This window comes from Flavobacterium sp., from assembly GCF_043778725.1.
Taxonomy (GTDB): domain Bacteria; phylum Bacteroidota; class Bacteroidia; order Flavobacteriales; family Flavobacteriaceae; genus Flavobacterium.
In genome coordinates this window covers 80823-94040 of sequence record NZ_JAYWFT010000001.1, presented here as the reverse complement: position 1 = coordinate 94040, position 13218 = coordinate 80823, and the positions used below count along the sequence as shown (strand labels likewise).

General features: G+C 31.6%; 12 protein-coding genes. 3 read left to right on the top strand and 9 right to left on the bottom strand.

The window, feature by feature from the left end:
- Positions 1-109: 109 nt before the first annotated feature.
- The gene (locus ACH2CG_RS00420) at positions 110-988 is read right to left on the bottom strand and encodes a hypothetical protein (protein WP_395061080.1); all 879 of its coding nucleotides are present in this window, start codon (positions 986-988) and stop codon (positions 110-112) included.
- Between the two features lie 125 nt (positions 989-1113).
- On the bottom strand, positions 1114-1965 hold the full coding sequence (locus tag ACH2CG_RS00415; RefSeq protein WP_395061078.1) for a ChaN family lipoprotein: 852 nt from the start codon (positions 1963-1965) through the stop codon (positions 1114-1116).
- Between the two features lie 77 nt (positions 1966-2042).
- Between ACH2CG_RS00415 and ACH2CG_RS00410 the strand changes: the two genes are divergently transcribed.
- Together ACH2CG_RS00410 and ACH2CG_RS00405 are read left to right on the top strand one after the other, a co-directional pair.
- Entirely contained in the window at positions 2043-2636 is a 594-nt protein-coding gene (locus ACH2CG_RS00410) for a Crp/Fnr family transcriptional regulator (protein WP_395061076.1), read from the top strand.
- A 254-nt stretch (positions 2637-2890) separates the two neighbouring features.
- Positions 2891-4180, top strand: a complete 1290-nt coding sequence (locus ACH2CG_RS00405; protein WP_395061074.1) for an aminopeptidase P family protein — start codon at positions 2891-2893, stop codon at positions 4178-4180.
- 66 nt (positions 4181-4246) lie between these two features.
- Here ACH2CG_RS00405 and ACH2CG_RS00400 read toward each other — a convergent pair whose 3' ends face one another.
- The 4 genes from ACH2CG_RS00400 to ACH2CG_RS00385 form a co-directional block, all read right to left on the bottom strand.
- On the bottom strand, positions 4247-4570 hold the full coding sequence (locus ACH2CG_RS00400) for a hypothetical protein (RefSeq protein WP_395061072.1): 324 nt from the start codon (positions 4568-4570) through the stop codon (positions 4247-4249).
- Positions 4558-4755, bottom strand: a complete 198-nt coding sequence (locus ACH2CG_RS00395) for a hypothetical protein (protein WP_395061070.1) — start codon at positions 4753-4755, stop codon at positions 4558-4560. Before ACH2CG_RS00395 ends, ACH2CG_RS00400 begins: the two co-directional genes overlap by 13 nt.
- Before the next feature lie 183 nt (positions 4756-4938).
- Positions 4939-5331 carry a DUF1398 domain-containing protein gene (locus ACH2CG_RS00390; RefSeq protein WP_395061068.1) on the bottom strand — a complete coding sequence of 131 codons (393 nt, stop codon included), beginning with the start codon at positions 5329-5331 and terminating at the stop codon, positions 4939-4941.
- A 2-nt stretch (positions 5332-5333) separates the two neighbouring features.
- A complete protein-coding gene (locus ACH2CG_RS00385) occupies positions 5334-6596 on the bottom strand; it encodes an AbiH family protein (RefSeq protein WP_395061066.1) in 1263 nt (420 codons plus the stop codon).
- 131 nt (positions 6597-6727) lie between these two features.
- On the opposite strand from ACH2CG_RS00385, the gene ACH2CG_RS00380 reads away from it, so the two are divergent.
- Complete coding sequence (locus ACH2CG_RS00380) at positions 6728-7510, top strand: alpha/beta fold hydrolase (protein WP_395061064.1); 783 nt, start codon at positions 6728-6730, stop codon at positions 7508-7510.
- A gap of 123 nt (positions 7511-7633) precedes the next feature.
- Here the strand turns inward: ACH2CG_RS00380 and ACH2CG_RS00375 are convergent, their stop codons facing one another.
- The 3 genes from ACH2CG_RS00375 to kbl all read right to left on the bottom strand — a co-directional run bounded on the left by ACH2CG_RS00375 (position 7634) and on the right by kbl (position 13193).
- Positions 7634-10390 (bottom strand): PD-(D/E)XK nuclease family protein, encoded by a 2757-nt coding sequence (locus tag ACH2CG_RS00375; RefSeq protein WP_395061062.1) that lies wholly within the window; start codon positions 10388-10390, stop codon positions 7634-7636.
- Between the two features lie 65 nt (positions 10391-10455).
- A complete protein-coding gene (locus ACH2CG_RS00370; protein WP_395061060.1) occupies positions 10456-11871 on the bottom strand; it encodes an OmpA family protein in 1416 nt (471 codons plus the stop codon).
- 131 nt (positions 11872-12002) lie between these two features.
- Entirely contained in the window at positions 12003-13193 is a 1191-nt protein-coding gene (kbl, locus tag ACH2CG_RS00365) for a glycine C-acetyltransferase (protein WP_395061058.1), read from the bottom strand.
- Positions 13194-13218 lie beyond the last annotated feature (25 nt).

The window sequence follows — 13218 nt, the reverse complement described above, 5'->3', positions numbered from 1 at the left end:
TTAACTACAACCTTTTCGACCTAATTTATAATGAATTTAAAGTGAGTTTAACACTTGTTGATTTTCAAAGTGTTATAAACCCAAAAAACAGAATAATTGTTAAACACTTTTACTTTGTAAATGACGGAATTAATCCTCTTAGTCCCATATCAACTACTGTTTCTCCTTGAGAAGGATCAAACTTTCCATTTGCATTAGTATCAATCCACTCAAAGCTTTTGTTTGTAGATAATGAAAGTGTTACTGTAACATTCTTTTTTTCTAATCCAGTTATTGTTAACGGCGCATCGAATTTTCCTGTAACCACACAAGAGGAAAGAGGAATAGGCGATGTTGCTGCTAACGGATTTGGTACTGTTGTTGCTCCTGCTGGTGCTTGACCCGAAGAGGAATAGGGAAAATCATTTAATGCAAATGCCCAATATCCTTGTGGTTTGTTTGCGTCAACTTGAAAGAATGCATTTCCTATTGAATGGGTTCCAATATAAGTATTAAAACCTACAAAACTTTCTAATGTGCCATCATACTCTAGACTTGAGCTTGGTTTGCGGATTTTAATTTGAAAATTTTGATATGATAACGATACTCGCATCCATTCATAATTTCCAATGGCTAATTCTTTTAATGGAATTTCTAAAAAAACTTCGTCTTGAGCTACAATTTTAGCTTGACTAAAATCTATTGCATTGTCGCCTCCAACTGTTGTTTCTTGACCATGATAAACTATACTTCCTGCTCCCAATTGTGTATTGGCGTCTTGTGCAAACTCGATATAATGTGATGAAATGGTATTGAAAATTGGTGTTTGTGCGGCATGACCAAACGGAACAAATGAACCTTGCCCTAAGTTATTCAACCTAGTTTGAGTAGGATTAAATTTAAATTTAATTACCAACATTGGCTCTACAGGAGTGTCGTCAATATCTTCGCAAGAGAAGAAAGAGATGCTTGATAAGAATATTATTACTAGTAAAACTATTTTTTTCATACTAAGGTTTAGGTTTTAGCCCTGATCGCAATGGCATCTCGTCTTTTGGGACGAGATATAATGTAGAGCAGGAATATGGATTGCAAAAAAAGCCTACTGATTCGCTCCACAAATATAGGACGAATCTAGTAAGTTTTTGTTACATCTTCATCTATAACGAGAATAAAGTTGGCTTTATTGTAATTTTCTTGTTCTAATTTTGAAATATCCTTTTGTTCAACGGTTGAAATTGTGATGATTTGAACCGCAGAATTATAAGTTTTTAAATACCAACTAATTCCTTCAAAATTATCGGAATGGTAGCTTCCATTGTAATGAATGAAAACAGTGTTTTCTTTTAGATTTTTGTTAATGAAATAAGCCATTGTTGCGTCTTTGCTGGCTTGCGCTTTGGGCATATTCGGACTAGTATGTTCGCCCATCATCTTCATCATTTCTAAATAACCTGGTAAATTGGCGTCGTAAGGAATTGGTTGTGGCGCAATCCAAGATTTCTCTTCTGCACTTAGAGTTTCCAATGCTTCAAAACCTTTTTTTGAAACTATTGAAGCAAATCTTCTTGGAATATTTGTTGCTACAAATGGATTTTTATTTTCTAATGCAAAATCGACTAATGGTTTATAATCGGTTTTATAATTTGGCCAAAGTCGTGCTGTGGAATCTAATTTTTTTTGATTGATTTCTCCGTTTAAGTATTGATTTACTTGTTTTTGATTGTCGGATTCGAGCATTTCGGCACCTTGAACGATAGCTTTGTTTTGGGAAATATCTTTGGTTAATTCCAATTCTAACCAATGTGAAATGGCGTTGTTATGGAATTCACCGAACAAAACTACTTGTGTAGATTCAGCTGATTTTAAAAGTTTTTTATAAGATAATTTCTTTCCGTTTCTATCAAATAGTTGATACGCTTTTTTATCTTGTGCTTCAATAACAATCGTAAAAAGTAGCACTAGTGAAAGAAAAGTAGTTTTCATTGTGAAAATTTTTATAAAAATATAGATTTTAATCTGAGTTGAAAACTATTTGGATATTTTTGTTGAAAGTTTTACAAATGTCGATTTCAAAATCTAACGATGCTTTTCTTGATTATTTATGTCAATTTATTGATGTGAAGGACCAATCTATGGAGGAATTGATTGTAATAGCAAGAGCAACTTTTCAAGTTTTGCATCTGAAAAAAAACGAATTCTTTGTTAAAGAAAATGAAATTTGCCAGCATTTTTGTTTTGTAGAAAGCGGAATTTTACAGCATTCTATTGAAGTTTTAGACGAAGAAAAAACAACTTATTTAGCGTTAAGAAACTCTGTTACTTCTTCTTTAAGCAGTTTTTTATTTAGAAAACCATCCAGAAAAAGCATTAAAGCTACTGCTGATTGCAAATTGTGGATTGTAGATTTGAAAACTTTCAAAGATTTAATTGAAAATAACAAAGCATTCAATCAATTTTATTATAATGTTATTGAAAAACAAATATGTTTAATCGATGATTATCGCATTGATTTATTGACTTTAACTCCAGAGGAACGTTACAAAAAACTATTAACCACCGAACCTAAATTACTTCAAGAAGTTCCGTTGCATTATTTGGCTTCATTTTTAGGAATTTCGTCGCGACACATGAGTCGTATTCGTAAAAGTATTTAGCCACGAATTACACAAATTTACACAAATTAGTATTGTTAAAAAAATTACACAAATTAAAATTCGTGTACTATTACTTTTATAGAATTCGTGACAATTAGTGAAATTCGTGGCTAAAATAAAATAACGCCATTTGGCTACACATTAAAAAGATAGTTTATGTAATTTTGTTAAATAGAAATTATCAAATTTATTCAAAATGACATGAGCCATTTGGCGACTGCACACGACCATTAAAAAACAATAAAAAAAGACATATGAAATACCATCAAATAAACCGTGATTTGTTTATTAAAAACAGAGCGAAATTTGCGGCACAAATGAAACCTAATAGCGTTGCCGTTTTCAATTCGAATGATATTTACCCAGTTTCTGCCGATTCTACTTTGCCATTTGCACAACATCGCGATATTTTTTATTTATCTGGCGTTGATCAAGAAGAAAGTATTTTGTTGCTTTTTCCAGATGCACCTTACGGGCATTTGAAAGAAGTTTTATTCCTGAAGGAAACCAACGAACACATCGCAATTTGGGAAGGCGAAAAACTTACTAAAGAAAGAGCGTTTGAAGTTGCCGGAATTAAAAGTGTGATTTGGTTGCAAGATTTTCATAAAACGTTGAAAGAAGTTATGGCTTACGCCGAAACGATTTACATCAATACTAACGAACATTATCGAGCGGTTATTGAAACTGAAACTCGTGAAGCGCGTTTTGTAAAATGGTGGAAAGAGAATTATCCTGGACATAAAGTAGAGAAATCGAATCCTATTTTACAACGTTTGCGTTCGGTTAAGGAAAGTGAAGAGTTGGATTTGATTCAAGAAGCTTGCAATATTACCGAAAAAGGCTATCGCAGAATTCTAAATTTTGTGAAACCAAACGTAATGGAATATGAAATTGAAGCCGAATTTGCGCATGAATTTCTAAGAAATCGTTCTAAAGGTTTTGCTTACACGCCAATTATTGCTTCGGGAAATAATGCGAATGTATTGCATTATATTGAAAACAACCAACAATGTAACGCAGGCGATTTGATTTTGCTTGACGTTGGTGCCGAATATGCAAATTATTCTAGTGATATGACGCGAATGGTTCCAGTTTCGGGACGTTTTTCTGACAGACAAAAAGAAGTTTATAATGCAGTTTTACGTGTTAAAAATGAAGCTACAAAAATGTTGGTTCCAGGAACTTTGTGGAAACAATATCATGTAGAAGTTGGAAAAATAATGACTTCCGAACTTTTAGGTTTGGGATTAATTGACAAAGCCGATGTTCAAAACGAAAATCCCGATTGGCCTGCATACAAAAAATATTTTATGCACGGAACGTCGCACCATATGGGATTGGACACGCACGATTATGGATTATTACACGAACCAATGCAAGCGAATATGGTATTTACAGTTGAACCAGGAATTTATATTCCGGCTGAAGGTTTCGGAATTCGTATTGAAGACGATATGGTGATTCAAGAAAAAGGAGAAGCGTTCAACTTGATGCGCAATATTCCTATTGAAGTGGAGGAAATTGAATCGATAATGAACTAATAGTGATCAGTAAATAGTTTTAAGTGTTCAGATATGACGGTTTGCGAAAGTGAGCCGTTTTTTTATTTATAAATCGTTTAGTTCTTTAACGTGATTGTTGGTTAGATGCGTAATTAAATAACGATTGTTACTTTTTTCGAAGAAAATATACCAAGTTGTTCTGTTATTTGGTTTGTAAAAAACATAATTCGAACCAAGTTTTTTTAATTTTATAGGAGTTGTTTTATGTGGGAAATTTATTAAATCGTTTTCAATGAAAAAGGTTAAATTGTCTACATAATCTGCTGCATATTCATAAAAAGAGAAATATTCTTTTTCAAAAAGTAAGTCACTTAAATTATTAATAAAGTATTCGATTTCAGGCAGATATTGAACACTTATTTTTTCCAAGGTAACGATTTTAAGTGTTTTTTTGTTCTGTCTCTTAACTCATCACCTGAAATACCTCTTGCCCATTCTTTTTCAAAATCAAAAGTATCGTCTGATTTAATAGATTCTATTTTTTTTAAAATGGTCGCATCTTCAATGGTTTGAATCCATTTTATTAGATTGTCTTTTTGAGTCGCTATATTCATATTAAATTGTAATTTTTAACAAAGCTACTAAAAAAAAAATTGATTGAATAATTTAACTGAATAATTGTAATCTGATTTTAAAATACTTAAGGAATTGAAGTGTTTTTATTTTAACACAAAAGGCACAAAAATTTTTGCTTCTGTAACTTTTGCTTTTTCTTATGTGACTTTTGTGTTTGAAGACTAAACTGATGGAATTACTTCCACAACCATTTCATTTCCTAGTTTGTCATAATAGCTGCAAGTCATTGTATCCATTACAACAATCCATTTTTCAACGCCAGATTTTGCGCAGTCGTTTAAGAACGTCATATAATCGGTTTTTCCTTGTTGGTGCATTTTTAAATCCGATTTGAATTGCTCGATGTTGCTTTTGTCTGCAATAACTAACGTTTCTGAAAAACCAATTGACGAAATTTGAAAATTATCTTTTCCGTAATAATTGGTGTGATTATCAAATACAAATGTTTCAAATGAAGTAACACCAAGTGCAATAATGTCTTGCATGTATTTTGGGAAATCTGCTCCGCTTTTTACTTTGGAATGGGCTTCTTTTATTTGTTGGATTGTGAACATATTTATTTTTTTTCTGGTAATTTATAACTAGGCATAATCTGTTTGTCTGATTTATGAACTATTTTTAAACGCATTAAAGCTTTTTTATTAAAATGTCTAGAAATGTTTTGTGTCAATTCTGTAAAATTATCATTTTGTCCATTTTTATAATAAAAAATTTTTATCAATCTACAATTCTCATTTTCAAAAATAGAATTTAATAAAGTTCTATCTGATAAACCACACGATGAGCCCATTATAAAAACTTCAAATTTTTCACTTTCTGTAAAATCTAATAATCTTTTATAATTCGAATTTTGAAAGTATTGGAAAGATTTAAAATTCTTTAAATATTCATTGTCATCAATATTTTCAATTAATTTATAATCATTATCCATTTCATCTCCAAAACCAAAGTTTATTTTATTGTCATTCGTATTACCTACAAGACCATGTATATAATTAATACCAACTTCTATTTCAGGATTACCTTTTAGATACTCATAATATTTATTAAGAGTTGGTGTGTAATTAAATGTTAAGAAATGAATTTTAATCTTAAGCTCTTTTTTACTGATTACATTCTCTATTTGTTCTCTGTCATTTTTTGAAAATAATTCTAAATATTTTGAAATTTGAATTTTATCATTTGTCAATAATTCAGGAAAAAAAATATTGTGGAATTTAAAAAAATTACCTGTTGAATCGGGATATTCTTGAAAAATAAATTTATTTATTACTTTATCTTTTAAATAATTTTCTAAAAGATTTTTTATTTGTTCAAACTCATTATTTAACTTTTCTAATCTTTTCTTCCTGCCGTTTTCAAAATTTTTTCTTTCTAAATCGTTAGGAGTTCCTGTTAAATCATCTTTAACTATTAATTTTAATTGTCTATAATATTCATTTTCTATATCAACCCAGTTTTCCGAATTCCTTTTATTTATTTCTTTGAAAAAATCATTTTTAAACTCAAATATTGACTCTTTCTTATCAAATTGAAATTTACTAGTATAAAAAAATAGCGATTTTTCTTCAAAATGACATTCTGGATAATCCATACAATACGCAACAATATTAGATTTAAAATCTTCAAAATTCTTTATTGGTTTATATGAAGTATAATATCTGTCATATCCAATATTTGTATAAACTAACTCTTGGTAAGCTTCATTTTTACAATAATCTTTGAAATTTTTCCAAAAATCATCAATAAAATCTCTATAACTAGTAGGCAAACCATGAGCTAAATCAAATCCATTTCCAACGATAACTAATCTATTCATATTCTAATATCTGTTTATCAAATATATTTATTTTCAACCAAAAAAGACACAAAAGTTATTAACCATAATTGTTTTTACTTTCTTTTGTGACTTTTGTGTTTCAAAAAAATTAAAGTTATAGTTTTGCACCAATGAAAACCACAATCTACAAAAACACAAAAATCACTTTCACCGACCAAGGAAAAGGAACGGCTGTAGTTTTACTGCACGGTTTTTTGGAAAATCAAACGATGTGGAATGCTTTTGTGCCAGAGTTTTCAAAGAAAAATCGTGTAATTACAATCGATTTATTAGGTCATGGACAAACCGAGTGCTTGGGTTATGTGCATTATATGGAAGATCAAGCCGATATGGTGCATCATGTTTTACACGAATTAAAAATTAGAAAAACAGTTTTTGTTGGTCATTCAATGGGTGGATATATTGCGTTGGCTTTTGCCGAATTGTATCCCGATTTTATGAAAGGTTTGGTACTTTTAAATTCCACTTCTAGAGCTGATAGCGACGAACGAAAAACCAATCGTGACCGAGCAATTGTGGCTGTAAAACAAAATTATTCGGCATTTGTAAGCATGAGTATTGCCAATTTATTTAGTATTGACAATAGAGAACGCTTAATTGAAAAGATTGAAAAAGTAAAAATTGAAGCGTTGAAAACTCCGTTACAAGGAATTGTTGCTTCGCTGGAAGGCATGAAAATTAGAAACGATAGAGAAGTGATTTTGCATTTTGCAAACTATCCAATTCAATTGATTTTGGGCAAAAAGGATGGTGTTCTAATCTATGACGACAATATCGAACAAATTGAAGGGACACAAGTAAAACTAACCACTTTCGCTGACGGACACATGAGTCATATTGAAAATGAAAAACAATTACTGAAAGTTTTGTTGGAGTTTTTTAAAAGAGTTTAATTTTTTTTAACCGCAAAGACGCAAGGAAAAAAGCGCAAAGTTCGCAAAGTTTTTCTTTACTATTTTCAAAAACCTATTTCATTTTCTTTGCGAACTTTGCGAAAAAACCTTGTGTCTTTGCGGTTAGATCTTTTCTTCAAAAGCCACATCTTTACTCAAAATTTCATTTAATAAAACCGCAATTTCCTCTATATAACTTTCCATTATTTCAGGAGAAATCACTTCGAAAGTTTCTTTGTCGACTTTAAAATTGAATGGTAAAAATCCAGCTTTTAAGTTCTTGAAAGAGATAATTCCGGCTTCAATTTCTAAACCTTTTGCTTCTTCTTCATACATAAATGCGTAAGCAAGAATTTGGATGATTTTGTCGTTTTTAATGTCTTCTGTTAAACCATTCCATGATTTTAAAGTAACACTTGGCTTGGTTACATTTCCGGTTTTATAATCGATGATTCTTATTTTTCCATTTCGGTTTTCGATTCTGTCTACGTTTCCTGCAATTTTTACTGGAAAAGGTAAACTTGGATCATCAAGAATTCGAGCCAAAGGTTTTTCTAAAGCAATAATCTGAATTTGATCTCCGTTTTGAATCGCTTCCAATTCTAATTTTAGAAAATTTAGTACATTTCGTTTGGCAACTTCATACGCTAAAAGGTTTCTCCCTTTTTTGATATCGCCTTCTTTGTAAACTTCTTTAAATTGTTTTAAAACTTCTTCGTCAATATTTTTGATGCAGATTTTAATATCATTTTCAATTAAAATTTTACCAATAAATGGTTTATACAATTCTTCTAAAGCGCCATGAATAATAGTTCCTAGAGTATTTACCGCAATATTTTCTTCTACTTCATCTGTTTCAGAAATGCGTAAAATTCGTTGAAAATAAAACTGAATCGGATTCCGAATATAAGTAGTCAATGATGATGGAGAAAATCCTTTATCTGCTATTTCTTTTAATCGCAGCATTACCTTTTCCGATTTTTCAACTATAATTGGCTGGTGGGCAATTTCTGGAACATCGGCATTATAAGTTTGAAAGGTCAAGTTGTGTTTGGGTTGTTTTTCGACTTCCAATTGCGTTATGAAACGGCTTTTTTCTCCGGCATCCAAACCTTCACTATCAGAATTATAAAGTAAATAAACATTTTTAGCGCGTTGCAATAAATGATAGAAATGATAGGTATAAATAGCGTCTTTTTCTTTAAAAGTTGGCAAACCATATTCGCGTTTCACATCATACGGAATAAAGGAATTCATACTTTTTCCTGCTGGAAATTTTCCTTCGTTTACCGAAGTGATTATAACAGTTTCAAAGTCGAGCACACGACTTTCAAGAACACCCATAATTTGTAATCCGTTTAATGGTTCACCTTCAAATGAAACTTCGGCTACATCAATTACTTGTTTGTATATGGCATAAAGTGTATCGATAGAATCAATATTTTCGTGAGATGAAAAATAAGAAATCAATTGATTAATTACTTTAAAAATTGAATATACAAAGGCGTTAGTGATTTTTTCTTCTTCGTTATCTTTATTCAAATTTGACTTTATTGTCAATAAAATCTGCGATAAATTCTCAAGAACTTTAACCGAATTGGTATCCCATTTTTGAAAAAGTAATTCAAATAATTCATTAGAATCAGGATGTAATTCTACAATCTTTTTATGAAGAATAAACGTGTAATTATTTTGATTGATTCGGTTAACCAATTCTTTCGCATTCACAAATGGTTCAATTAACGGATGTGTTAAAATGTCGAGAACATCTTTGTAATACAGCACGTAACTAGTGGCATTTCGAGACAACGCATTGGTATGCATTTTGAATAATTTTGCCATTAATAGCTGAGCAGGATTGTTCTTACTAGAAAATCCCATAGTGATATTTAAAGCATCAACATTACTTGGTAATGAGTATAAAATGGGAAGTAAAAGACTTTCTTCACCAAGAACTACGGCAACATTTTGAAGTTGTCCATTATTTTCATTACTGTGTTTTTCTATAATATCGCCTACAATTTTGGCTTGACCAATAGATTTTGGCGTACCAATAACCTGAATGTTTTTTTCTTGCTGATAATCTTTAGAAATCCACTCATACGAATTGGTTTTATAATGCGACCAAGTTGATTTAAATCGGCGCTGAAAAAGTCCTGTATCGTGATAACTATCGTTTAAAAAAGTTTCATCAATATCCCAATAAATTTTGGCTTTATCAATGGCTAAAAGATGTTGTACAATTTTTTCTTCAGCTTGATTGAGTGCGTTAAATCCAGCGAAGATAAATTTCTTTTCTTTTATAGTTTCCGAAAAGTGATTTAGATTATTGACTGCTTCTCTATAAATTAATCCTTGATAGCCAACTCCTTTATTTAGTAAATAGTTATAAAGTGAGTGATAATATAACGGAAGTTTTTTCCAGAAAATTAGATAATTATCAATTAAAGTAGTTCGTTTATCGGCGTCAACTGCCCAATGTTCTACTTCTTTAATGTTTTCTAGATATTTTAAAATCTTATCAGGTTCTAATAAATACCTATCAATTTCATTAAAATCTTGAAGCAATGTTTTTGCCCAATTAGCAAAGGTTTCAAAAGACTCTTTATCTTTTTCTGTAATTTCTAAATAAATGGTATAAAATTCAAATAGTAGTTCGACGCTATCAATAGAACGAATTCCGGCTAAGTCTTGAATAAAGTCTTCAATGCTTATAATTTCTGGAGAAAATATTGTTTTGGTTGCTTGCTTCTTTAATGCATCAATTAAAAAGACTTTAGCTCTTCGGTTTGGAAGTACAACAATTGTGTCTGATAATTTATCGGAAAAATCATTTAGAATAACTTGAGCTATGCGTTGAAGAAAAGTTTCATTTACCATTTTATAAAAATAAAAAAAACGCTCCGAATATCGGAGCGTTTTCTTGAAAATATTTTAAGAGGAAATTATTTTACTAATTTCACTTCAACTCTTCTGTTGTTAGCTTTACCAGCTTTAGTTTTGTTAGAATCAATTGGTTTAGATTCACCATATCCTACAGAACTTAATCTAGAAGAAGCAATACCGTGCTCAAGTAAATAACCTTTTACAGCAGCAGCTCTATCTTCAGATAATTTTTGGTTAGCAGCATCTTTACCGTCAGAATCCGTATGACCTTCGATAGAGAAATTAGAGTTTGGATATTCTTTCAAGATAGAAGTAATAGCCTCTAATACTGGGTAAGTTTGTTTTTGGAATGAAGCTTTAGCTGTATCAAACAAGATAGTTTTAGCATAATCGTTCAATCTTTTAATAGCTTCTTCAGTAACTTCTGGACAACCTTGATTAGCAACTGTACCTTTTACATCTGGACATTTGTCATCTTTATCTAGAACTGAATCTCCATCTCTGTCTGGCCAAGGACAACCACCGTTTTCTTTTGGACCTTTAACATCTGGACATTTGTCAGATTTATCAGTTACACCATCACCGTCAGCATCTGGACAACCACCTAATGATTTTAAACCAGCAACTTCAGGACAAGCATCATCTTTATCAGCGATTCCGTCTCCATCAGTATCAGGACAACCTTGAAATTCAGCTAAACCTGCAACATCAACACATGAATCTTTGCTATCTTCAATTCCGTCTCCGTCTGTATCAGGACAACCTTTAAATTCTGGTAAACCAGCAACTTCTGGACAAGCATCTTCTCTGTCGTAGATTCCGTCTCCATCTGTATCTTTAGCGCCAAATTTGAATGTTAAACCAGCGAAATGTTGCATGTGAGCAGCAACATCTACATTTGGAGTTCTTGTATCATCAAATGAATGTTTGTAAGTAGATTGAAAAGATAAACCTACGTTTTCAGAAAACCAAAAAGTCAATCCTAAACCTCCGTTTATAGTTCCAGCAGAAGCATCACCTAACCAAGTATAACCACCACCAATGTGAGCAGAAGGATCAATTACTTTAGATTTAAGGAAACTCATGAAGCTATATTTAATAACTCCATCAACGCTATAATACATTAAATCACCAGGATTAGTAACTACATAATCATTAGTGTTTGTTGTAGGATCATAAGTTCTTTCGCCAACAAATTTTGAAATTTTGTTAACAGAACCAGTTACTCCAAAAGAAAAATTATCGCCAACGTATTTTGATACGCTTACGTAAGAAACTGAAGGAATAATGTTCCAATATTTTTTTGCGTCAAAATATTGAGAAAATTGATCCTCAATTTTAGAGGCTGCGCTTACTCTACCTCCGTCTACTGCGTTTGCACCAAACCCAATAGCCCATTTGTTGTTACTATCTTGTGCTTGAGAACTCAATCCCAATAGCATCAATAAAGCAAATAATTTGTTAAGATGTTTCATACTTAATTTTGTTAGATTATATACATATAATGACGCAAAAGTAATACGTTAAAATGAATTATCAAAATGAAAATGTTAAAATGTGGGAATTATGAAATAATTCTACAAAAATATGTAAACAAACTGCTTACTTAAATCACGTTTAAAGTCTTTGCGACTTCTGTAAAAGCACTAATTGCCTTGTCCAAATGTGCTTTTGTATGTGCAGCAGAAAGTTGCACTCTAATACGCGCTTTATCCTTTGGAACAACTGGATAAAAGAAACCAATAACATAAATTCCTTTCTTCAATAATTCATCTGCCATGACTTGCGACAATTTAGCATCATATAACATTACTGGTACAATTGCCGAATCACCATCAATAAAATCGATGCCTGCTTTTCTCAAACCGTCCTTAAAATAATTGGTATTCCATTCTAATTTATCTCGTAGTGTTGTGTCTTTTTCTAAAAGCTCAAAAACTTTAATAGATGCGCCAACAATTGCTGGAGCTAATGAATTGGAAAATAAATACGGCCGCGAACGTTGACGTAAAATTTCAATTACTTCTTTTTTGGCTGTTGTATATCCGCCCATTGCGCCTCCAAGTGCTTTTCCTAATGTTCCTGTAATGATATCTACTCTTCCCATTACGCCTTTTGCTTCAAGCGTTCCTTTTCCTGTTGCACCAATAAACCCAGCCGCGTGACATTCGTCAACCATTACTAAAGCATCATATTTGTCGGCTAAATCACAAATTTTATCTAATGGAGCAACCAATCCGTCCATTGAGAAAACTCCGTCGGTTACAATTAATTTGAAACGATGTCCAGCTTCAACAGCTTTCTTTAATTGATTTTCCAAATCTTCCATATTGGAATTTTCATATCGGTAACGTGCTGCTTTACACAAACGAACACCATCAATAATAGAAGCATGATTTAATGAATCAGAAATAATACAATCTTCTTCACCTAATAATGGTTCGAAAACACCACCGTTAGCATCAAATGCTGCTGCATATAAAATGGTATCTTCTGTTCCGTAGAAATCGGCAATTTTTTGTTCTAATGTTTTGTGAATGTCTTGAGTTCCGCAAATGAAACGCACAGACGACATTCCGAAACCGTGTGAATCTAAAGCATCTTTGGCAGCTTGAATCACTTCTGGATGTGATGATAAACCTAGATAGTTATTGGCACAAAAGTTTAAAACTGTTTCGCCATTAACTGTAATTTCTGCTCCTTGTGGAGAAGTTATAATGCGTTCTTTTTTAAAAATACCGTTTTGTTCAATGGTATTTAGTTCGTTTTGTAAGTGTTGTTGGATTTTTCCGTACATGTTTATTTTAGTTTGTTTTATTTGT